The 22,851-nt window shown below is 57.9% G+C and carries 19 protein-coding genes; 11 read left to right on the plus strand and 8 right to left on the minus strand.

Annotated features, from left to right (window positions below; translation table 11 throughout):
* Positions 1-28: 28 nt before the first annotated feature.
* Positions 29-1,291, minus strand: a complete 1,263-nt coding sequence (locus tag JQR87_RS05055; protein WP_407291965.1) for a uracil-xanthine permease family protein — start codon at positions 1,289-1,291, stop codon at positions 29-31.
* 2 nt (positions 1,292-1,293) lie between these two features.
* Positions 1,294-1,932, minus strand: coding sequence for a uracil phosphoribosyltransferase (upp, locus tag JQR87_RS05060; protein WP_407291963.1), 639 nt, complete (start codon positions 1,930-1,932; stop codon positions 1,294-1,296).
* A gap of 177 nt (positions 1,933-2,109) precedes the next feature.
* Between upp and JQR87_RS05065 the strand changes: the two genes are divergently transcribed.
* The 4 genes from JQR87_RS05065 to JQR87_RS05080 all read left to right on the plus strand — a co-directional run bounded on the left by JQR87_RS05065 (position 2,110) and on the right by JQR87_RS05080 (position 9,345).
* Positions 2,110-2,667 carry a hypoxanthine-guanine phosphoribosyltransferase gene (locus JQR87_RS05065; protein WP_407291962.1) on the plus strand — a complete coding sequence of 186 codons (558 nt, stop codon included), beginning with the start codon at positions 2,110-2,112 and terminating at the stop codon, positions 2,665-2,667.
* 565 nt (positions 2,668-3,232) lie between these two features.
* Complete coding sequence (locus tag JQR87_RS05070; RefSeq protein ID WP_407291961.1) at positions 3,233-5,014, plus strand: DUF1302 domain-containing protein; 1,782 nt, start codon at positions 3,233-3,235, stop codon at positions 5,012-5,014.
* 107 nt (positions 5,015-5,121) lie between these two features.
* The gene (locus JQR87_RS05075; RefSeq protein ID WP_407291959.1) at positions 5,122-6,483 is read left to right on the plus strand and encodes a DUF1329 domain-containing protein; all 1,362 of its coding nucleotides are present in this window, start codon (positions 5,122-5,124) and stop codon (positions 6,481-6,483) included.
* A gap of 240 nt (positions 6,484-6,723) precedes the next feature.
* Entirely contained in the window at positions 6,724-9,345 is a 2,622-nt protein-coding gene (locus tag JQR87_RS05080; RefSeq protein ID WP_407291958.1) for a LuxR C-terminal-related transcriptional regulator, read from the plus strand.
* Between the two features lie 124 nt (positions 9,346-9,469).
* On the opposite strand, the gene JQR87_RS05085 is transcribed toward JQR87_RS05080, so the two are convergent.
* The 4 genes from JQR87_RS05085 to JQR87_RS05100 all read right to left on the minus strand — a co-directional run bounded on the left by JQR87_RS05085 (position 9,470) and on the right by JQR87_RS05100 (position 11,268).
* Positions 9,470-9,739: a DUF3509 domain-containing protein gene (locus JQR87_RS05085; RefSeq protein ID WP_407291956.1), complete on the minus strand. Its 270-nt coding sequence runs from the start codon at positions 9,737-9,739 to the stop codon at positions 9,470-9,472.
* A 125-nt stretch (positions 9,740-9,864) separates the two neighbouring features.
* Positions 9,865-10,128: a YebG family protein gene (locus JQR87_RS05090; protein WP_407291954.1), complete on the minus strand. Its 264-nt coding sequence runs from the start codon at positions 10,126-10,128 to the stop codon at positions 9,865-9,867.
* A gap of 91 nt (positions 10,129-10,219) precedes the next feature.
* Complete coding sequence (locus tag JQR87_RS05095; protein ID WP_407291953.1) at positions 10,220-10,684, minus strand: multidrug transporter; 465 nt, start codon at positions 10,682-10,684, stop codon at positions 10,220-10,222.
* Positions 10,685-10,806: 122 nt separating this feature from the next.
* Positions 10,807-11,268, minus strand: coding sequence for a DUF721 domain-containing protein (locus tag JQR87_RS05100; protein ID WP_407291952.1), 462 nt, complete (start codon positions 11,266-11,268; stop codon positions 10,807-10,809).
* A 307-nt stretch (positions 11,269-11,575) separates the two neighbouring features.
* On the opposite strand from JQR87_RS05100, the gene secA reads away from it, so the two are divergent.
* From secA to JQR87_RS05135, 7 genes are all read left to right on the plus strand, one after another.
* On the plus strand, positions 11,576-14,314 hold the full coding sequence (gene secA / locus JQR87_RS05105) for a preprotein translocase subunit SecA (protein ID WP_407291950.1): 2,739 nt from the start codon (positions 11,576-11,578) through the stop codon (positions 14,312-14,314).
* 112 nt (positions 14,315-14,426) lie between these two features.
* Positions 14,427-15,644 carry a bifunctional glutamate N-acetyltransferase/amino-acid acetyltransferase ArgJ gene (argJ, locus tag JQR87_RS05110; protein ID WP_407291949.1) on the plus strand — a complete coding sequence of 406 codons (1,218 nt, stop codon included), beginning with the start codon at positions 14,427-14,429 and terminating at the stop codon, positions 15,642-15,644.
* Positions 15,645-15,722: 78 nt separating this feature from the next.
* A complete protein-coding gene (locus tag JQR87_RS05115) occupies positions 15,723-16,661 on the plus strand; it encodes a Nudix family hydrolase (protein WP_407291948.1) in 939 nt (312 codons plus the stop codon).
* Positions 16,662-16,855: 194 nt separating this feature from the next.
* Positions 16,856-17,419, plus strand: a complete 564-nt coding sequence (gene ahpC / locus JQR87_RS05120) for an alkyl hydroperoxide reductase subunit C (protein WP_102837994.1) — start codon at positions 16,856-16,858, stop codon at positions 17,417-17,419.
* 139 nt (positions 17,420-17,558) lie between these two features.
* Positions 17,559-19,124, plus strand: a complete 1,566-nt coding sequence (ahpF, locus tag JQR87_RS05125; protein WP_407291946.1) for an alkyl hydroperoxide reductase subunit F — start codon at positions 17,559-17,561, stop codon at positions 19,122-19,124.
* A gap of 228 nt (positions 19,125-19,352) precedes the next feature.
* A complete protein-coding gene (locus tag JQR87_RS05130) occupies positions 19,353-20,480 on the plus strand; it encodes a DUF3182 family protein (protein WP_407291944.1) in 1,128 nt (375 codons plus the stop codon).
* Complete coding sequence (locus tag JQR87_RS05135; protein WP_407291943.1) at positions 20,464-21,237, plus strand: alpha/beta hydrolase family protein; 774 nt, start codon at positions 20,464-20,466, stop codon at positions 21,235-21,237. The genes JQR87_RS05130 and JQR87_RS05135 overlap by 17 nt, the downstream gene beginning before the upstream one ends.
* Here JQR87_RS05135 and JQR87_RS05140 read toward each other — a convergent pair.
* Positions 21,234-22,259, minus strand: a complete 1,026-nt coding sequence (locus tag JQR87_RS05140) for an ion transporter (protein ID WP_407297818.1) — start codon at positions 22,257-22,259, stop codon at positions 21,234-21,236. The two genes, JQR87_RS05135 and JQR87_RS05140, sit on opposite strands and share 4 nt — an antisense overlap.
* Positions 22,252-22,842, minus strand: a complete 591-nt coding sequence (locus JQR87_RS05145) for a cob(I)yrinic acid a,c-diamide adenosyltransferase (protein WP_407291942.1) — start codon at positions 22,840-22,842, stop codon at positions 22,252-22,254. The genes JQR87_RS05140 and JQR87_RS05145 overlap by 8 nt, the downstream gene beginning before the upstream one ends.
* Positions 22,843-22,851 lie beyond the last annotated feature (9 nt).

Below are 22,851 nucleotides of genomic sequence, written 5' to 3' on the forward strand. Positions count from 1 at the left end.
GCCAGCACGGCGATGCTGGCTACACGGATCAGCAGTTTTCGCCGATCTGCTTGTTTTTCCAGCCTTCGCCGCCAGGCAGTACCAGATTCAAGAGCAGGGCGATGATCGCGCAGAGCGAGATGCCGGACAGGGTGAACTCACCATAGCCGAACGCCATGCCGCCTATGCCGAATACCAAAGTGACCGAAACGATGATGAGGTTGCGTGCTTCGGCCAAGTCGACCTGGTGACGGATCAGCGTGCTCAATCCCACCACTGCGATCGAACCGAACAGCAGACACAGGATGCCGCCCATTACCGGCACCGGAATGCTCAGCAGTCCCGCTCCAAATTTGCCAATGAATGCCAGAACGATGGCGAAGATCGCAGCCCAGGTCATGATCTTCGGGTTGTAGTTTTTGGTCAGCATGACCGCACCTGTCACTTCGGCATAGGTCGTGTTGGGTGGCCCGCCGAACAAACCGGCTGCTGAAGTTGCCAGACCGTCACCGAGTAGTGTGCGGTGCAGGCCAGGTTTTTTGATGAAGTTATTGCCAGTCACCCCTCCGATGGCGACGACGCCGCCGATGTGTTCGATGGCAGGCGCAAGCGCGACCGGAACCATGAACAGAATGGCACCCCAATGAAACTCCGGCGTGACGAAGTTCGGAACGGCCAACCATGGAGCGGCAGCGATCCCTGAAGTGTCGACGACACCGAAGATGAATGACAGACCATACCCCACCGCGACGCCCGCCAGGATCGGCACGAGTCGGAACAAGCCTTTTCCGAGAACAGCCACCAGCAGCGTGGTGAGCAGCGCAGGCATGGAGATCATCATGGCTGTGGCGTAGGGCACCAGTTGAGCGCTGCCGTCGCCGGCCTTGCCCATCGCCATGTTGACCGCGACGGGCGACAGGGCTAGACCGATGGAAATAATCACCGGTGCGATCACCACGGGTGGTAGCAGGCGATCAATAAAGCCAGGGCCTTTGAGGCGGACCGCGAAACCAAGAAACATGTAGACGACGCCAGCCGCAACCACACCGCCAAGCACGGCGGGCAATCCGAATTCGCCCTTTGCTGCGATGATCGGTGCGATGAAGGCGAAACTCGACGCCAGGAAAACTGGGACCTGCCGTTTGGTTACCAACTGAAACAACAAGGTGCCGATACCGGCAGTGAATAATGCGACGTTGGGGTCCATGCCCGTGATCAGCGGCATCAACACCAGTGCGCCGAAGGCGACAAACAGCATTTGCGCGCCAGCAAGTACCTGCCGCGCGAGCGGCTCCTCCATGGGCTGCGACATGCTTAGATGTCCTTCTGCTTGGTGCCGAAGATCTTGTCACCCGCGTCGCCCAGGCCGGGCATGATGTAGCCGTTCTCGTCCAAACGGTCATCAATGGAGGCGGTATAGATGGTGACATCAGGGTGCGCGTTCTCGACAGCAGCGATGCCTTCTGGTGCTGCGACCAGAACCAGCGCCCGTATCTCCTTGCAGCCTGCGTTCTTGAGCATGTCGATAGCGGCAACCATGGAGCCGCCGGTCGCCAACATGGGATCAATGATCATTGCCAGACGCTGGTCGAGATCATCCACCAGTCGCTCAAGGTAGGTATGTGCCTGCAGGGTTTCCTCATTGCGAGCAATGCCGACCGCGCTGACCTTCGCTCCAGGTATCAAGGTGAGCACGCCGTCGAGCATGCCGATGCCCGCACGCAGGATCGGTACGACGGTGATTTTCTTGCCAGAAATCTTCTCGACCTGGACTGGGCCACACCAGCCATCGATGCTGTAATTTTCCAAGGGCAGATCACGGGTCGCTTCGTATGTCAGAATCGAGCCAACCTCTTGCGCCAGTTCGCGGAAGTTCTTGGTGCTGATATCGGCACGGCGCATCAGCCCAAGTTTGTGGCGAATAAGCGGGTGGCGGATTTCTTTGATGGGCATGGCGACTCCGGCGGCGGTCAAATAAACCGGCGTAGATTAATGCATCGCGGTGTTACCGGCTATTAATGCGTCGAACGGGACTTGCTCCGTTCATGGCGGCATCGGTATCGTCGCGCCCTTTATTTTCACGCAGCCTACCGAGCTGCTTAAATTTTTTACTGCCTTGGAGAAATCGCCATGTCCGCCGATCTCGTACATGTCCGTCAGGTTATGGCCGAAGCCGACTGTCTGTACCTCGAAGCCGAGGTTGAAGCGGCAATCGATTCGATGGCTGAAAAAATCAATGCTGAACTGGCTGACCGTAACCCGGTTGTGTTCTGCGTCATGAACGGTGGGCTGATCTTCTCTGGCAAGCTGGTACCCAAACTCGACTTCCCGCTGGAACTCTCTTATCTGCACGCTACGCGTTATCGCAATGAAACGAGTGGCGGTGATTTGTTCTGGAAGGCCAAGCCCGAGATATCGTTCATCGACCGCGACGTGTTGATCATCGATGACATTCTGGACGAGGGGCATACCCTGAGCGCAATCATCGATTTCTGCCGTCATGCTGGCGCTGCATCGGTGCATACCGCCGTCCTGGTCGACAAGGATCATCAGCGTAAGGCCCGTCCCGATTTGAAAGCCGACTACGTCGGGCTTAGCTGTGTTGACCGCTACGTATTCGGTTACGGCATGGACTACAAAGGTTACTGGCGCAACGCTCCAGGGATCTATGCCGTAAAGGGCATGTAAGGATCGCAACTCAAATGCCAGCCGGGCATCGCTCGGCTAGCCACGGCCAGGGACTCGTGTGATCGTAAGGGTGACTGCTCGTCTCGCATGAAACGTTCCCGCTACTCTGCTTGCCTGCTTGCGCTTAGTGCGTTGTAAGCGGGCACGCAGACCTTTTCTCCCTTCGTTTCTGGCGAGCTGTTTCGTTTCGCCTCACGCGTGCGCTTCGGTAACGCTCCGTTGCCCGGGCGCCGGTTAGCTCGACGCGATCTGGCGCGTTTCCGCCCTGGGTAACAGAGATGATGTCCAGCAGCGGCAATTTGCGGCTTGAGCTTCTTTGCAATACTAGCGAACGGGGTCGCAACTGCTCTAAAAAGCGGGTTGCGTCTGTTTGACGGGCGTCTAAGCTGTGGGATAGCTTCTTAAGGGGGAACGGCATATCGGTGTGCCGGAGTTCAGTTGCAAGCCCACTCCGAGAAGCCTGTTCATACTTTAGGATTACAAAATAAATCAAACCTTAGTGCGCTTATCCCTCTCCTGTCGTGTGGGTAGGGTAAACGTACTTCGTACCAACCAGGAGCGCCTCATGACAAAAACAACAAGGCAAGGAATCTTCCAGCCCAAACACCTGGCCCTCGGGGTCGCGTTGGGTATTGCATCGCCAACTTACGCCGTCACGTTCAATATTGGGGAGATAGAGGGGCAACTGGACTCCGCTATGTCTATCGGAGCGAGTTGGTCAACGACCGACCGGGACATGGATCTGGTGGGTAGCGCCAATGGCGGTACCGGATATACGCAGACCGGCGACGACGGTCGTTTGAATTTCAAAAAGGGCGAGACCTTTTCGAAAATTTTTAAAGGTATTCACGACCTAGAACTGCGCTATGGCGATAGCGGTGCTTTTATTCGTGGCAAATACTGGTATGACTTTGAGCTTAAAGATGAGAGCCGTCTGTTCAAGGACATCAGCGACGACAATCGTAAGGAAGCTGCACAGTCTTCCGGTGCCCAGATTCTCGATGCCTTTCTGTACCACAACTACTACCTTGGTGACCTTCCGGGTACTGTCCGAATCGGAAAGCAGGTTGTCAGCTGGGGTGAGAGTACTTTCATTGGCAACTCAATAAACGCGATCAACCCACTCGATGCGGCAGCGTTCCGTCGCCCTGGTGCTGAAATCAAGGAAGGCCTGATTCCGGTAAATATGCTTTACGTATCGCAGAGCCTTAGTGATCGGCTCAGCATGGAAGCGTTTTACCAGTTGGAATGGGATCAAACGATAGCCGACAACTGCGGTACTTTCTTCGCAAGCGCTGATGTGGTCGCTGACGGGTGCGATGACAATTACAACATTCTCGACGCAAGGACAGTAAACGGGCTATTAGCGCTGCCAGCTGCAACCCGGGCTGCGCTTGGCATTGATGTAGAACCTGAAGGGTTGCTGGTTAACAGAGGCGGAGATCGCGACGCCCGCGATTCAGGTCAGTATGGAGTAGCCATGCGCTGGCTTGGCGATGCAACGGAGTACGGTCTCTATGCGATGAATTATCATAGTCGCACTCCTAACCTAAGCATGAGGAATGCTAGTAGAGCTGCGATTGGCGCTGCACTCGCTACCCCTGCCTTGGCATCGCCAATTCTGCTCAGCAACGGGGAGTATTTCTTAGAGTACCCAGAAGATATCCGTCTATATGGAGCTAGTTTCTCCACGACCCTTCCCACTGGTACGGCATGGTCCGGAGAAATAAGTTATCGGCCAAATCTTCCGGTGCAGTTGAATACGACTTATATCACAGGGCTTCTAGCTAACAGCGTGGTTGGCGCTCTTTCAGCCGGTGGTGTTCCCGCTGCGCTGGCTCAGGCTGGTGCTGAGAGTCGCGGATACAACCGCAAAGAAGTCACTCAGGTTCAGACTACGTTCACGCACTTCATTGATCAGGTTTTAGGTGCCGGTCGAGTGACGCTAGTCGGCGAGGTTGGTTATACCCATGTGGGCGGTCTAGAGAGTAAGAGCGAACTTCGCTACGGTCGCGACTCGATTTATGGGCTGGACACACCTGAGTACGGCAATGACGGCTTCGTTACAGCCAACTCATGGGGTTATCGTCTGCGCGCTCTTGCGGATTACAGCAACGTATTCGCTGGCGTAAACCTGACACCAAACGTTTCGTTCTCGCACGACGTTAATGGCTATGGCCCGAACGGTCTGTTCAACGAAGGCTCGAAAGCCGTAAGCGTGGGCGTTGATGCTGTTTATCAGAACCGCTACACCGCCAGTCTGTCGTATACCGACTTCTTCGGTGGCGACTACAACACACTGGTTGACCGCGATTTCCTCGCCCTCAGCATGGGCGTGAACTTCTAAGGAGGTATATCGATGTCGGCGTAACGGAGTTCATTCAACAGCTCCGTTACGCGCACGCTAGATTCGAGGCCATTGGCCAAATAAAGATCAAGAGGAACTGGAAGCGTATGAAAACAACAAGAAAACTATTCAGTGTCTTGGCCCTCTCGCTGCTCGCAAGCAGCGTCATGGCTGCAGTATCTCCTGAGGAAGCGGCAAAGCTTGGCAACACCCTGACGCCGCTAGGCGCCGAAAAGGCGGGCAACGCTGAAGGCACAATCCCGGCCTGGACAGGCGGGCTTCCAACCGATGCAGCACCACTCAATAACGGGCATCTGACAAATCCCTTCGCGGCTGAAAAGCCGGAGTTTGTCATCACCGCGCAAAACGTCGATCAATACAAGGACAAGCTGACTGCAGGCCAGCAGGCCATGTTCAAGCGCTATCCTGAAACCTACAAGATTCGGGTGTTCCCGACCCATCGCACCGCGGCAGTGCCAGACCACATCTACGAAGCAGCCAAGAAGAGCGCTCTGAACACCGAGCTGGTTGATGGCGGTAACGGTATTGCCAATTTTGCCGACAGCCGCTACTACGCGTTTCCTATTCCGAAGAACGGCCTGGAGGTGGTTTGGAACCACATCACGCGGTACCGCGGCGGCAACGTGCGCCGTAATATCGTTCAGGCCACCCCGCAGACAAACGGCAGTTACACCTTGGTGCACTTCGAGGATGAAGTGGCCTTTCCCAGCGACATGACGGATCTGGATGCAGAGCGCGCCAAGAACGCGCTGCTTTTCTTCAAGCAGAGGGTAACTGCGCCATCGCGTCTCGCAGGTAACGTGCTGCTCGTGCATGACTCGCTGGATCAGGTCAAAGAGCCACGGCAGGCATGGATTTACAACGCCGGTCAGCGCCGGGTGAGGCGTGCACCGCAGGTCGCCTACGACGGCCCGGGCACTGCCGCGGACGGCATGCGTACAACCGATAACTTCGATATGTTCAGCGGTGCTCCTGATCGTTACGACTGGAAACTGATCGGGAAGAGGGAGCTGTACATCCCCTATAACAGCTATGAAATCAACTCTAGCGACGTGAAGTACAGCGACATCCTGAAAGCCGGTCATGTCAATCAGGATCTTGCTCGGTACGAGTTGCATCGCGTTTGGGAGATCGAAGCGAACCTCAAGGAGGGCGAGCGTAACATCTATGCCAAGCGTCGCTTCTTCGTGGACGAAGATACCTGGACAATCGTGCAATCCGAGCTCTATGACGGTCGCGGACAGCTGTGGCGCGTCGGTGAAGCGCACATGCTTCAGTACTATCAGCACAAGGTTCCGGCTTATGCATTCGAGGCGCTGTACGACGTGATTTCAGGTCGGTACATCGCGATCGGTATGAGCAACGAAGAGCCTGCTCACGAGTTTGGCTACAAAGCATCGGCACGTGATTTCACGCCTGCCGCGCTACGTAATGCCGGGGTGCGCTGATTCGGTACTATCCAGCAGATGAATAAGGCGGCCAATTGGCCGCCTTTTTTTATATGGTGGTGGTAAGCGGCTCGTGCGGTCGAGGCTGAGTGATTGTGCGATTCGACAAAGTTTACGTAATGGTGCAGCTTATTACGCCATAGGTTCATCCGCTTTTACTGGCTTCGAGCCGAAGCGGGATCCGGATGCGATACCCAACGTGTTCTCCAATGGAATGATACGAATAAGAGAAACCTGGCTATGTCAGTACGCTTCAACCCTGGTGCACTCAGTACAGAAGCCACTGCGCAAGTTCAAGTTGCGACTATTCCACGCCTTCCTCCACTACACATTCCCCGACCTCGGCTGGTTGATGCACTGCTTGAGGCCGGTTGTAGGCTCCGTTTGATCTGCGCACCGGCCGGTTTCGGCAAAAGCGTGCTGATGAATGAATGTGCTCGGCTCGTGCCTGCCGATACGCATCTTGTCTGGATTGATCTGGGCGGGAGATCGTTTTCGGCGGAGGCGCTCTATTCCAAGCTCAGACGGGTGCTTGACGTCCCGTGTCAGGTGACTGGCGACATTCAACAAGACCTGGTTGACCTGTTGGATGGTTTTCTAGGGCCGTTGTGGATCATGCTGGATGACTATCCCCGTGAAACCACTACAGAGTTTGATGCTTGTCTAGACCAGCTTATCGAAAGGGGACCTGAGTCTGTCAGTTGGTGGGTGACCAGTCGCCGGCAACCCGCTTGGAAATTGCCCAGGCTATTGCTTCAAGGCGATTTGTTCGAACTAGAGGCTGAGACGCTGGCGCTTACAGCCAGCGAGCTCAGGCTTCTGCTCAAAGCCCACCGTCTGGAGCTGGCTGAAGACACCTTCAAACAATTGGTGGCTGGCAGCGAAGGATGGTTGGCTGGCGTTAGCTTGCTGTTGCTCAACGCCGACGAGCAGGCGGTGCGCGAGCGGCTGATAGCCGGTACGGCACTGTTGCGCGATTACGTTCAGCGAGAAGTGCTTGGCGGACAGAGTGAAGATGTTCGCCGCGCCATGTTCGCGTTGGCGCGCATGCCGCGGTTCTCGTCGCAGCTATGCGAGCATGTGCTCGATGGCATAGGAAATGAGTTGCTCGATGTGCTCAAGACCCACCAGCTATTCATTCGCCAAACTGACAACTGCGGCGAGTGGTTTCGCCTGTGGCGGCCCTTGGCTCTAATTCTGCAGCGCTTGCCTGACGCGATATCGCCCACCCAAACGCACCTGCGCGCCTGTCAGTGGTTCGCCAATCGCGGCGAGATGCGCGAAGCGGTGGAGCATGCGCTGTGGGCCGGGCAACCGGAAGTGGCTGCCAACTTCTTGCAACGCTACGGGCAAGAGCAGCTGTTGATAGGTGACAACGTATCACACTTCATGAAATGGCGAAGCGAGCTTCCACAGGATCTGTTCAACAGCACCACCCGGTTGATCGTTCTGCATGGTTGGGCGCTGATCATCTCGGCGCGGCTCGACGAGGTAGATGATTGTCTAGCCGATCTGGCGAAGTTCGTTCCCCAGCCCGATGCTCGACGTCAGGCGCAGCTGCTGGCTCAGTGGCAAGCGTTACGAGGGTTTCTGGCGCGATTGCGAGGCGAGCTCGAAGCCAGAGACTATTGCCTTCAGGCGCTGGACGTCTTGTCGGATCACGCTTGGGCGCAACGCGTGCTCTGTTATCAGGCGTTGTCTCAGCAGGCTATCGCGGAAAGCCAGCTGGAGTTGGCGCAGCATTACAACAGCGAGGGTATGAAGCTCGCACGGCTCAAGGGCAGCGTGCTGTATGAGGCGATGCTGAGCGTCGAGCGAATCCAGTTGCTGGAAATCACCGGCGAGTTCGAGCGCGCTGTAGGGGTGCTTGAAGAGTCACTGATGGTGCTGCGCGACGCAGTAGGGCATAGCCCGATCATCGGTCGGTTAAAACTGCTACGGGGGCACTTGCTGGCCTATCAGGGGCTCGACGAGCCGGCCCGTGAGGCCTATCAGCACGGGCGTGTCGAGACAGAGACCTGTGGCGACTCGTATGTGTTCTTCGGCTATGCCGGGCTGGCTGAACTGGCGGCTCGAAATCACGAATTCACCCATGCTTACCACTGGTTACGTGAGGCGGAGCGGTTGGCCCAGTGGCGACACGTGCCGGAAGCGCGTTTTCGCGGCATTTTACCGTTGATAACCGGGCTTACCTGGTTGCATCAGGGGCAGTTGAAAAAGGCCAGAACCGTCCTGATGCAGGTGTTGGATATGTACGATGGACAAACGCACCTGGCGCCGTCCGGATTCTACGATCTGCAGCCGAGGGTCCAGCGCTATATCGCCGTTGTTGACCTTCTTTCAGGACGTTGCTCGCTTGCCATCGACACGCTGCGCGAACTGGTCGAGCAGAATGTCCGTACGCAACGGCTGAGCCTGGCTTGCGAGTGCCGGTTCACGCTGGCCGAGGCGCTTCACTTGAATGGGCAGCATGACGAGGCTGAACTGGAGCTACGCAAGGCACTTAGCGAAGCTGCGCGACAGCATCTGGTCAAGCCGCTGTATGAACTGCAGCATCGTCAACCGCAATGGCTCGCGAGGGTGCTGCCGGCTGGCAACGGGGAAAGCCTGCGTGATCGGCTGCTCCAATTTGAGCGCGAGCCGGAAGATGTGGTTGCTTCGGGGGATGAAGCCATCCTGAGCAACCGTGAACTAACGGTACTGCGGCTCATCGCCCAGGGATGTTCGAATCAGGAAATTGCCGAGCAACTATTCATATCCCTGCATACCGTCAAGACCCATGCACGACGAATCAATACCAAGCTGGGAGTTGCCAGACGTACTCAGGCAGTCGCTCGCGCCAAGGCACTGGCCTGGTTGTGACGGGGCTAGGACGCGTGTCTCCCTGCGGCGATCGCAAAGCAGCGAGCCGGTGGGTTGGGAATTGGCTATTGTTGTTGTTATTGCGGAAGGGGAGGGGTGACGGCAGCAGGCCGTGCGAGATTTGCTACTGCGCTGCCGGCTGAGAATACTTGGTCAGCCGATAAGAAGTGGATTGCCCGCCACGCTCAATTGCCAAGCTGAATTGCAAGCTGGTAATCAAGCGTTCCAGTTGTTGCTGGTCCCGCCATTGACTGGAGCTGATGAAGCGCTTGACCGCTACGCCAGCCGCGTCTGTCAGCGTCAGCAGGATGCTGCCGTCCGGTTTCTGAATGCTGAAGTTGACGTTGTATTGGGGTTGAAACACGTCGCTGATTTTCTGGAATGGACTATCCATGCCTGCACCTGTTTTGGATGACTGCCCTCAATGGACCGAGCATGGATTGACTAGTTTCCCCCGCTAGGCATATAGCCTGCGGCAAAGTGAAGCAACCTTACCTCGGCCCGTTGAGAGTTGGCGCATCACTCTGGGACGGCCGCAGTCGATAGTTCCGCCAGTGCTTCGGGGTTGTTTTTGAAAGCCTTGGCGAAGAGGTCTCGGTGTTTCGCCATGAAAATGCCGATTTCATCTGCCTGCTGTTCGCTCAAGGATGGCGTAGCTTTCTGCAATGCCGCGGCCAGGGCTTCTGCAAGCTCAAGCATTTTGTCGTGACGGTCGGCTTCGGCTTTATCCATGAACAAGCGCTCCAGGTCCCGGCTGCTGCGGTAAACCACTTCGACGGCCATCTGCCACCTCGGTTGAATGATTGAGTACTGTTTATTTGTACAGCATAGGCTGTATCTGCGAGCTTGAAAAGCCTGCGCGCTCGGATATGCCTCAGTTGGCGAAGCGACCTTGTAGCCGTTCGGCTCGAAACTCAAGGTTGCTGCTGCGATAGCCCGTGCGCAACGGCGGCAGTGGCGCGCAAGATACCCAGCTTTGTCCTGGTTCCAAGTGGCCTGGACCCCGGTATCGCGGCGCGTCGTAACTGGAAGTCACCAAATTCAGAGCAGAGCCGGGTGAGTACGCAGCAACCTCCCAGCGCAGGCTTTCCATCGGCTTGGAGCTGTGATTCACCAAGGTGATTCGCAGCGGTTGTGCGGCTGGGCAGTCTGCTGGCGCATAGGACATCCGCAAGTCCAGCTGGGCAAGTAAGTGTTCCTGGCGTTGTTCCTGCCAGATTACCCACCCGATAACCACGCCCAGACCGAGGAGTGCTCCCAGTGATACAGGAACCGCTCGACGGGGGTAGCGGATCAGCAATATCGCCCAGGTGACGATCAACAAAGCGCCAATCAACATGGCTGGCGCCTGGTCGAAGAGTTATGCATCGAAACCTCTCCCAATAGATAACTGCGACCCCCCTGTAAAGCCTAGCGCTGAGTGACGCCAAACAGCCAGGCCTTAAGCACTCTTCGTTCGAGTTAATCTTCGGAGATTGGGCCCGCGTGGCGGGCCAGTCGTTCGAGTGCGGCCCTGAGCTTGGGGTCAGCGATGCCTCGGGCGGCTTGCTGGAGGCTATCTGCGGAGCGTGCGGACAGCTCTGGCGGCGGGCCGGGTTTGTGTCGCGGCGTCTCGGGCGGCTGCACTTTGTATTGAATCCTAACCAGACCGCTGAATTCTGCGATGCTCTGTAGCTGACGCTGCAGCCGACGTTCCTGGTAGCGCAGGCGCGTAGCCCAGTGGCCGTCAGTGACGATAAGGAGCAGTGTCCCCTCTCGCCAAGAGGCCACACGGCAGAACTCGCGTGCAGCGGGCTGCAGCTGGCTTTCAACCAGTCCCTGCAGGCGATCAAGCCGCTTTGCCTCGCCGAACAGCGCTTTTAACGGTTTGGCCTCGCGCAGCAGCGACGCGGTTGCTCGGGCCGGCAGCGGACGGAACGACATAACCGAGACTCGTAAGTGATGAAATGCGATCTTATCAGAACCCTACTGCAGCCTTTCTGCGTCGTCGTCCCGATCTGTAGCCGCCGTCCATACGCCAGCGGTTCTGAGTCCATATTGCACAGCTATGCCGGATATCCCGCAAGCCTCTATCAACGGGAGGATCGCCAGGTTGTTGGCGTCACGGCTGCATCAACTGTGTAGTAGGCACCTTTCCTCTCGGACGTTTCCGAGTAGAATGCCCCTTTGCACGAAGCTGCGGTGGCCCTGCGGCCGTGCCTCCATCCCCAGCATGGAAGTCCTTGTCGATATGTTTGCGCCTTTAATGAAGAAGCTCTTTGGTAGCAAGAATGACCGTGAGGTCAAGCGCATGCTCAAGGCGGTTCAGTCCGTCAATGCGCTCGAAGAGCAGATGCTGTCTCTCTCCGATGAGCAGTTGCGGAGCAAGACCGAAGAGTTTAAGGCCCGCCTCGGCCAAGGCGAGACCCTCGATCAGATTCTTCCCGAAGCCTTCGCAGTCTGCCGGGAAGCTGGCAAGCGCGTCATGGGTATGCGTCACTTCGATGTTCAGCTGATCGGCGGCATGACGCTCCACGAAGGCAAAATTGCGGAGATGCGCACCGGTGAAGGCAAGACGCTCGTAGCGACTTTGGCCGTTTACCTCAACGCGTTGGCCGGCAAGGGTGTCCATGTCGTTACGGTGAACGATTATCTGGCGCGTCGCGATGCCAACTGGATGCGTCCGCTATATGAGTTCCTGGGTTTGACGGTTGGTATCGTCACGCCGTTCCAGCCGCCACAAGAGAAACGAGCGGCTTATGCGGCCGACATCACTTACGGCACGAACAATGAGTTCGGCTTCGATTATCTGCGCGACAACATGGCGTTCAGTCTCGAAGAGAAGAACCAGCGCGAACTCAATTTTGCGGTCATCGACGAAGTGGACTCGATCCTTATCGACGAAGCCCGCACACCGCTGATCATATCCGGCCAGGCCGAAGACAGTTCCAAGCTCTATCAGCAGATCAACCAGCTCATACCGCTCCTCAAACAGCACATCGAGGAAGAGGAAGGCGTCGTTACCCAGGAAGGTCATTTCTCGATCGACGAGAAGACGCGTCAGGTCGAACTGAACGAGTCCGGGCACCAGTTCGTCGAGGAAATGCTGACCAAGGCAGGGCTGCTTGCAGAAGGCGAGAGCCTATATTCGGCTCACAATCTCGGTTTGCTGACTCACGTGTACTCCAGCCTGCGTGCGCACAAGCTGTTCCATCGCAACGTCGAATACATCGTCCAGAACAACCAGGTGTTGTTGATCGACGAACACACCGGGCGGACCATGCCGGGTCGTCGCCTGTCCGAAGGCTTGCACCAGGCCATTGAGGCGAAGGAAGGGTTGCCGATCCAGCCGGAAAGCCAGACGCTTGCCTCGACCACCTTCCAGAATTACTTCCGTCTCTACAACAAGCTATCGGGCATGACCGGTACTGCGGACACCGAAGCGTTCGAGTTCATGCAGATCTACAGCCTGCCGGTGATGGTCATCCCGACCAACAAGCCGCTGGCACGTAAGGACTACAACGACCTGGTCTACCTGACCCAGGAAGAAAAGTTCGCTGCCATCATCGCCGACATCAAGGATTGCCAGAACAATGGCCGTCCCGTGCTGGTGGGCACTGCAACCATCGAAACGTCCGAATATGTGTCGCGCCTGTTGGTCAGCGAAGGCATCGAGCACAAGGTGCTGAACGCCAAGCACCACGACAAGGAGGCGGAAATCATCGCTCAAGCGGGACGTCCAGGTGCCGTGACCATTGCTACCAACATGGCGGGCCGGGGTACTGACATATTGCTTGGCGGCAACTGGGAAGTTGAAGTCGCTGCACTTGAGAATCCATCGGATGATCAGGTTGCGCAGATCAAATCCGACTGGCAGAAGCGTCATCAGGCCGTACTCGAGGCCGGTGGCCTGCATGTGATTGCGTCTGAACGTCACGAGTCACGACGTATCGATAACCAGCTGCGTGGGCGCGCCGGGCGTCAGGGCGATGCCGGTTCGAGCCGTTTCTACCTGTCGCTCGAAGATAGCCTGATGCGTATCTTCGCCTCGGATCGGGTGAAGAACTTCATGAAGGCGCTGGGCATGGAGTCCGGTGAGGCGATCGAGCATCGCATGGTGACCAACGCCATTGAAAAGGCCCAGCGCAAAGTCGAAGGTCGCAACTTCGACATGCGTAAACAATTGCTCGAATATGACGACGTCGCTAACGAGCAGCGCAAAGTGATCTACCACATGCGCAACAGTTTGCTGGCCGCCGACGAGATCGGTGAGACGATCAGCGAATTCCGTCGCGAGGCTCTCGATCACGCCATCAGCCAGCACATTCCGCCGCAATCATTGCCCGAGCAGTGGGACATCAGTGGGCTCGAAGCAGTGCTCTACAGCGATTTTGGCGTGCGGTTACCCGTACAGCAGTGGCTCGACGAGGACGAGAAACTGTACGAAGAGACACTGCGCGAGCGCATCCTCGAGGAGCTGATTGCTGCCTACAACGAGAAGGAAGAGCTGGCGGGTGCCGAGGCGCTGCGCACCTTCGAGAAGCAGATCGTCCTGCGTGTACTCGACGACCTGTGGAAGGATCACCTGTCGACGATGGATCACCTTCGCCAGGGCATTCATTTGCGCGGTTACGCCCAGAAAAACCCGAAGCAGGAGTACAAGCGCGAGTCCTTCACGCTGTTCCAGGAGCTGCTCGAATCCATCAAGCGCGACAGCATTCGGGTTCTGTCCCACGTACAGGTGCGTCGCGAAGATCCGGCCGAGGAAGAGAAGCGTTTACGCCGTGAAGCAGAAGAACTGGCGCAGCGTATGCAGTTTCAGCATGCCGAGGTTTCAGCGCTGGAAGCCGAACAAGAGGATGCGCAGGGTGAGGGCGATGTAGCGGCAGCTGCAGCCCCCGTTCGTTCCGAACAGAAAATCGGGCGCAACGAACCATGTCCTTGCGGGTCTGGAAAGAAGTACAAGCATTGCCACGGACAGGTCCAGTAAGCGGAACCGTCTGTGGTGTCTCACGCCGCGACCGGCTCTAGCCGCTCGCGGCGTTTTTATCCCTGGTTTTCGGTGGCCGAAGGCCATCCATCCTTTTTGAAGGAGCGCATCAATGGCTGTTGGTCTTGGTCCACTACCTACACTGCACCCTGTTCCCGGTTTTGAGCTCGGTATCGCTTCGGCGGGTATCAAACGGCCTGGCCGCAAGGACGTCGTAGTGATGCGTTGCGCCGAAGGCTCAACGGTCGCAGGGGTATTCACCCTCAATGCGTTCTGCGCCGCGCCGGTGATTCTTGCGAAGCAGCGCACTCAGGGAACGGTGCGTTACCTGCTGACCAACACCGGAAATGCTAATGCCGGCACTGGCGAGCCTGGCATGCAGGCGGCAATTCGCAGCTGTGCCAGCCTCGCGGGACTGGCCGGGGTGGAAGCCGATGCAGTTCTGCCTTTTTCAACCGGCGTCATCGGTGAGTTGCTGCCCGTCGAGAAGATCGAGGCGGTACTTCCCGCAGCGCTGGCCGACCTTGATGAAAACCACTGGGCTGAGGCCGCCACCGGAATCATGACCACCGACACCCTGCCCAAGGGCGCGAGCCGTCAGTTCGAGCACGATGGCGTGACGGTCACCGTCACGGGTATATCCAAGGGCGCCGGAATGATCCGCCCCAACATGGCGACGATGCTCGGCTATATCGCTACCGACGCGAAGGTCGCTCAGCCCGTTTTGCAGGATCTGTTGCGAGATGCGGCCAACAAGTCGTTCAACCGCATCACTATCGACGGGGATACCTCCACCAACGACTGCTGCATGCTGATCGCTACCGGCAAGGCTAATGTCGCTGAAATCACTGAAGCCTCTGGAGAGCTGTTCGCAAAGCTCAAGCAGGCAGTCTTCGAGGTCAGCATGGAAGTGGCGCAATCCATCGTTCGTGACGGCGAAGGAGCGACCAAATTCGTCACCGTTCAAGTCAACGGTGGTGGTAACCATCAAGAATGTCTGGACGTAGGCTATGCCGTCGCGCATTCGCCGCTGATCAAGACTGCGCTGTTCGCCTCCGATCCCAATTGGGGGCGCATCCTGGCGGCTGTTGGTCGTGCAGGCGTTCCCGAACTGGATGTAAGCAAGATCGATGTCTACTTGGGCGGCGTGTGTATCGCCAGCCAAGGCGGACGTTCCCCGAGTTATACAGAAGAGCAGGGCGCGGCTGTGATGGCTCAGGAAGAGATCGAGATCCGTATCGAGCTCGGTCGCGGTAACTGCAGCGAGACGATCTGGACTACGGACCTCTCTCACGAATATGTACGGATCAATGCCGAATACCGCACCTGATACCTTGCCAGTCGACAAGGTGAATCAACTGCCGCCAAAGGTCCCGACGACTGTCGGGCCTCCCCTTGGTGTCGGACCGTGAAACGGCTCCACGTCGCCGCTGGCGTGATCCGTGGCACCAGCGATCACATACTGATCACCAAGCGCCCGCTCGATAAGCACCAAGGCGGGTTGTGGGAATTCCCCGGCGGCAAGGTCGAAGATGGTGAAACTGTAGAGGCTGCGCTCGCACGGGAACTGGCAGAGGAGCTGGGTATAGCGGTCATCGTTGCCAGGCCCCTTATTCAGGTGCGCCATGACTATCCCGACAAGCAAGTACTCCTCGACGTCTGGGAGGTGCTTGAGTTTGATGGCGAGCCGCATGGGGCCGAGGGGCAGCCGTGGGCGTGGGTGGCTGCGGAGGACTTACCGGGTTATGACTTTCCGGCAGCGAACCGACCGATTATCGCTGCGGCGCGTCTGCCAAAGTCGTACATGATCACCCCGGACATGTTAACGCCTCAGGACGTGCTGAGCGGTGTGTCACTCGCGCTTGATGCAGGAATTCAGCTGCTGCAGCTACGTTGCCCCTCTCTGCCCGACGGCCAGTATTGGGAGCTGGCAACTCAAGTGCTGGGGATCTGCGCCGGACGCGCGCGCCTGATGCTGAAGGGACCCCTGGAGTGGGCTCACGATTTTCCGACCGCCGGTTGGCATCTTACGGCGTCGCAATTGCGCAGGCATGCCGATGAGGGTCGGCCGATTGAGCCGGGACGATGGCTCGCCGCGTCATGCCACGATATGGCTGAGTTGGATCTGGCGAAGCAGATGGGGGTTGATTTCGTTGTGCTCTCGCCGATACTTGCAACCGCCTCGCACCCCGAAGCGAGACCTTTGGGGTGGCAGTGCGCGGCAGATTTGCTGCTAGGTTCCGCTCAGCCTGCATATCTGCTGGGCGGCCTTGGGCCAAATGACATGGCACGGGCCGCACAGATAGGTGCGCAAGGCGTCGCAGGCATCAGGGCGTTCTGGCCTTGAGCGGTTCAGCGGCTCGAATACGGCCCGTTACCTGAATTGTCGGGCACTGGCGGTGTCGGATGGGCCGTCGTAGATTGAGAATGTTTTTGATAGGATATTTATATCGAATCTATTTTCTCAATCAATTAAGCATATCTGGTTTCGTGCGCTATCTTAGGCGCCGTTAAATTCTGAATCCCGAAAGGAGTTAGTAGATGTCTCTGATCAACACCCAAGTCCAGCCGTTCAAAGTCAATGCTTTCCACAATGGCAAGTTCATCGAAGTCACCGAAGAGTCCCTCAAGGGCAAGTGGTCGGTCCTGATCTTCATGCCAGCAGCCTTTACGTTCAACTGCCCGACCGAGATCGAAGACGCTGCCAACAGTTACGCTGAGTTCCAGAAGGCCGGTACTGAGGTGTACATCGTCACCACCGATACCCACTTCTCGCACAAGGTTTGGCACGAGACCTCTCCTGCCGTCGGCAAAGCTCAGTTCCCGCTGATCGGCGACCCGACCCACCAGCTGACCAATGCATTCGGTGTGCACATTGCCGAAGAAGGTCTGGCGCTGCGTGGTACCTTCCTGATCAACCCGGAAGGCGTGATCAAGACCGTTGAGATTCACTCCAACGAAATCGCCCGCGACGTATCTGAGACCCTGCGCAAGCTGAAGGCCGCTCAGTACACCGCAGCACATCCGGGTGAAGTCTGCCCGGCCAAGTGGAAAGAAGGCGAAGCCACTCTGGCCCCGTCGCTGGACCTGGTCGGTAAGATCTAAACAGCCGAGAGGCGCTGCGCTCGGCGCAGCGTCGACAGTGCAGTTTTTCGGACGAATAGTCTGTCCGAGCTCCAACGCCTGGGCGTGAACCGTCCGGGCGTTTTATTACCTGAATTCTGTAAGAAGGGGATCGCTGCTCATGTTGGACTCCAATCTCAAAGCGCAACTGAAGACTTACCTTGAAAAGGTCACCCAGCCGTTCGAGATCGTCGCGTCCCTCGGTGACGGCGCCAAGTCCCAGGAAATGCTCAGCCTGCTGGAAGAGATCACCAGCCTGAGCGACAAGATCACCCTGCGCACCGACGGCAATGACGTCCGCAAACCTTCGTTTGCGCTCAATCGCATCGGTGGCGACATCAGCCTGCGTTTCGCCGGCATCCCGATGGGTCACGAATTCACTTCGCTGGTACTGGCGCTGCTGCAGGTAGGGGGCCATCCGTCCAAGACCGCGCCTGAAGTCATCGAACAGATCAAAGGCCTTGAAGGCGAGTACAATTTTGAAACCTACTTCTCGCTGTCCTGCCAGAACTGCCCGGACGTAGTCCAGGCGCTCAACCTGATGGCTGTGCTCAACCCGAACATCCGCCACGTCGCCATTGATGGTGCGCTGTTTCAGGAAGAAGTCACGGTACGCCAGGTCATGTCGGTGCCGAGCATCTACCTCAACGGTGAGCTGTTTGGCCAGGGCCGCATGGGCGAAGAAGAAATCCTCGCCAAGCTCGACACCGGCGCTTCGGCGCGCGATGCGGAAAAGCTCAGCGCGAAGGATGCTTTCGACGTGCTCGTGGTCGGCGGTGGTCCCGCCGGTGCTGCTGCGGCCATCTATGCGGCGCGCAAGGGCATTCGTACCGGTGTCGCAGCCGAGCGCTTCGGCGGTCAGGTGCTGGACACCATGGCCATCGAGAACTTCATCTCGGTCAACGAGACCGAAGGCCCGAAACTGGCCCGTGCGCTGGAAAACCATGTGCGCGAGTATGACGTCGACATCATGAACCTGCAGCGTGCTGCCCAGCTGATCCCCGCTTCAAGCGACGGTGGCCTGCACGAAATCAAGCTGGAGAATGGCGGCTCCCTGAAAGCCAAGACATTGATTCTCGCGACCGGTGCTCGCTGGCGTGAAATGAACGTCCCGGGCGAGCAGGAATACCGTGGACGTGGCGTAGCCTACTGCCCGCACTGCGATGGCCCCCTGTTCAAGGGCAAGCGCGTGGCAGTGATCGGCGGCGGCAATTCGGGTGTGGAAGCTGCGATCGATCTGGCGGGCATCGTTGCTCAGGTCACCTTGATCGAGTTCGACAGCCAGCTGCGTGCGGATGCGGTGTTGCAAAAGAAGCTGCACAGCCTGTCCAATGTCACCGTGATCACCAGTGCGCTGACCAGTGAAGTCATTGGCGACGGTCAGAAGGTCACCGGCCTGACCTACAAGGATCGCAACTCCAGTGAGTTTCATGAGCTGGAACTCGAAGGCATCTTCGTGCAGATCGGCCTGCTGCCCAACTCCGACTGGTTGAAGGGAACTGTTGAGCTGACCTCGCGCGGCGAGATTATCGTCGACGCGCGTGGCGAGACGTCGCTACCGGGTATCTTTGCCGCTGGTGACGTCACCACAGTGCCCTACAAGCAGATCGTCATCGCTGTGGGCGAGGGCGCCAAAGCCTCGCTGAGTGCCTTCGATCACCTCATTCGAAGCTCTGTCGCAGACTGAGCGTCGACGCAAAAATAAAGGGGAGCAGACCTGGGTCTGCTCCCCTTTTTTGTTTCTGGCTGCTGGCGTACGAGAAGACATTGGGTCCGATTCCAAGGATAGATAGCCGATATCCACGGTCTATTTAATTACACCGGATCCGCTTTGGCTCGGGTGATAACGAGCGAAACGGGCGGTCATCGACCGCTCGCCGTATATGTACCAGCAGTCCACGGAGCGAGTCCTCTGATGATCAATGCGGATGCGCCGCAAACGCCCCGCGGGGCAGTAGTGACTCTGACCAACCGGTCTAGAGACCCCAAACATGAAAGGGCCGTGCATGAGCATCTGGCCAAGCGTCTGGCCGCAGTCAAAGGCCTGACCTTTCTCGGTGAGTACGACCGAACCGTCGAATACTCAAGCCCGCTGTATTTCGTGCCATCTGGCACCATCGTCGGTACAGACGCAGCTCGTGAGCTGGGCCTCGATGATGAGGAGGATCTGTTCGGTGGCGTGGTGCCTCAGCCTTTCATAGAAACCAAGGCCATTACCCATCCGCTGGTCCGTCCCGATGCGGATGCGCCGAGAGGCTGGTCTCGCGACTTTGCCGCCCGGGTGACTGGCAGTGTGCTCCCGGGCTACAGCGTGTTTTCGCTAGACGATGCCCGCGAAGCCGGGGAACGGCTGTTGCACGAGGGTTCGTTGAGGCTGAAACCGGTTCGCGCCACGGGTGGGAGAGGGCAGGAACGGATCAACAATGAGCAGGAACTGGATCGCGCCCTTGCGCACGTCGACCAGAACGAGATGGCGCAGTACGGGCTGGTGCTCGAGACCAATCTTGAGCACGTCACGACGTTCAGTGTGGGACAGATCCGTGTAGCGGGACGAACGCTCAGCTACTACGGGACCCAGCGGCTGACGCCAGATAATTCCGGCGAGACGGTCTACGGCGGGTCAGACCTCGTTGTGTCCGATGGAGACTTCGAGGCCTTGCTGAGGCTCGATCTTCCGGAGAAGGCTCGACTGGCTGTCATGCAAGCGCAGGTCTACGACGATGCCGCTTCGGCGTGTTTCCGAGGTTTTTTTGCCTCCCGTCGCAACTATGACATTGCGCAGGGAGTCGATGGGCGCGGTCGTGCCTGTTCTGGTGTGCTGGAGCAGTCCTGGCGTGTCGGTGGTGCGAGTGGTGCTGAAATCGCCGCATTGGAAAGGTTATCTCACGGCGAGACCGGCGCAGTGCGGGCCTCTACCGTTGAGGTTTACGGCGAGTCGCAAGCAGTCCCGCCCGGTGCAACCGTACTGTTCCGAGGCCAAGATGAAGATGTTGGGTTCATCACCAAATACGTAACGGTAGAGGACTATGGCGACCCAAAGTGAATGCGTAGAAATCCTTGTTGATGAAGAGCGTATTGCCGGCACGTTTCTCACTCCGCCGACCAAGCTGCCCGGTGTGCTGTTCGTGCACGGGTGGGGCGGAAGTCAGGAACGCGACCTGATCAGAGCGCGCGGCATAGCGGGATTGGGATGCATATGCCTGTCTTTCGATTTGCGCGGCCATGCTCAGACGCTGGCTCAGCAGCAGACCGTTACCCGCGAGCAAAACCTCAATGATTTGCTCGCGGCCTATGACCTTCTGGCGCAGCACCCGAACATCGACCCTACGGCTATCGCTGTGGTGGGGACAAGCTACGGCGGTTACCTGGCTGCGCTGCTGACTTCGCTGCGGCCAGTGAAATGGTTGGCCATGCGCGTACCGGCACTTTATGGCGATGACGACTGGATGGTGCCCAAGCGCCAGCTGGACCGAGACCTGCTCAACAAGCTACGCGGTCGCCGCGTCACGCCAGAGGAAAACCGGGCGTTGGCAGCCTGCGCGGCTTTTCGTGGGGATGTGCTGATCGTCGAATCGGAACATGATCATCTTGTGCCCCACGCGACCATCATGAGCTACCGAGCCGCATTTCATCAAACGCACTCGCTGACGCATCGGATCATCCTGGGTGCTGATCATGCGCTGACCAGCGACTGCTGCCAGAAAGCCTACACGGACATTCTGGTCAGCTGGGCGACCGAGATGGTAGTGGGGGCTCGACTCGATCAGCAGGAAGGCCTCGCCGCTGCGAAACGGCGTTAGCCTGGCGGGGAGGGCGGCTGAATGGGACCGACGAACCGACTCCAGCGCCGGTCCAACACCTGCTGTTTGAGTACCTCGATGATGTCCACCAACACCTCTTCCAGCGCCAGGTCGGTGTTGTCGTCCTGATAAACCCAGGCCTCAAAAAACTCATCCGCCAGGCTACGTGCCAGTCGCTGGAACTGGGGGCTTTGTAGCCCCTCGGCAGCACCTTGCAACAACCTCGCTGCGATGTCGGCCAGGGCTTCGTCGAGCGTATCGGCGACCCGGCCTCCCATTGGCAGTCGACGAAGACTGGTTACCTCCGGATTGTTCAGCAAGGCCTGATGAATCAGGCCACCTACATAGCCTTCGATCGCGCCCTTGTTGTCGCGATAGCCGCTCTCCAGCATGCCTTGCATACGCCGTGACAGGTCATTGATTAGCCGCTCTTTACGAGGCCTGACCACCTCTTGCAACAGACGCCGAGACAGATCATCACTGGCTCCGATTTCTTGTTGCATACGGCTGAACAGGCGGACCATGACGCGATCGGACAGCTCTTCGAGCAACAGCAGGTAGTAGCGGTTAACGAGGCCGAATACCGCCCAGCGCCGTACGTCGATCAGGCCCAGCCGCTGCAGACGCATCAGCAGACTGCCGACGCGTAACACGCGCAGCCAGCGGAAGCCGCTTAGCGGGATACAGCCGAGCACGTCATACCAATGTGCGAATGGGTAGTAATACCAGCGCGCATAGCGGCGTTCGAAGAGCGCGACGGTCCACCCCAGAAGCACATCGAAGATGAAGATCGCGACGAAGGCAAGGTCGATGTGCTGGAAGTTCTGGTGGACGATCGTGTCGTAGCGTTCATGCAGCGACGGTGCCCATTCGGCCAGTGCAGCGTTGATCGGCTGGAGGATGAAAAGGCTGTCGAACAGGATCAACGCCAGGTTGATGCAAACCAGCAGGACGATCAGGCCTTCCCAGGCTGCATGCATCCCGTCAATCAAGCGCTCGCGGCGCTGCGTTTGCTCATGCATCGGCATTGGCGTGCGCGTCGGCGGCATGCCACAGGATCTCCGGACACCCCTGGCGACGTGCAATCAGACGCGCTACGACGAAGAAGAGATCTGAAAGCCGATTGAGATAAGCCAGAGCGACCGGGCGCAGCGGCTCGACGGCGTTGAGCTGTTGGCAACGGCGTTCACTGGTGCGCGCCATGCTCCGGCACAGATGGGCGAGGGCAATCAGCCGTGAGCCGCCCGGCATGATGAAATCTTCCAGCGGGCCAAGCTCCTGATTCCAATGGTCAATGGCCGCTTCCAATCGCTCCACTTCGGCCTCCGTCAGTGCTCGATATTCTGGCATTGCCAACTCGCCCCCCAGGTCGAACAAGCGATGCTGACAAGGACTCAATACCTCGATCAGCTCGGCCAGACGTGGCCAGTTCGCCTGCGCTTCGGCCAGCTCGGCCAGTAGCAGGCCGAGCTGGCTATTGAGGGTGTCGATTTCACCCATGGCCTCGATACGTGGATGATCCTTGGGCACACGGCGGCCATCAGCCAGCCCGGTTTCTCCGGCGTCACCGGTACGGGTGTAAATCTTCGAGAGTCGGTTGCCCATTTGGATTCC

Source organism: Stutzerimonas stutzeri (assembly GCF_051028275.1).
GTDB classification, from domain to species: Bacteria; Pseudomonadota; Gammaproteobacteria; order Pseudomonadales; family Pseudomonadaceae; genus Stutzerimonas; species Stutzerimonas stutzeri_AS.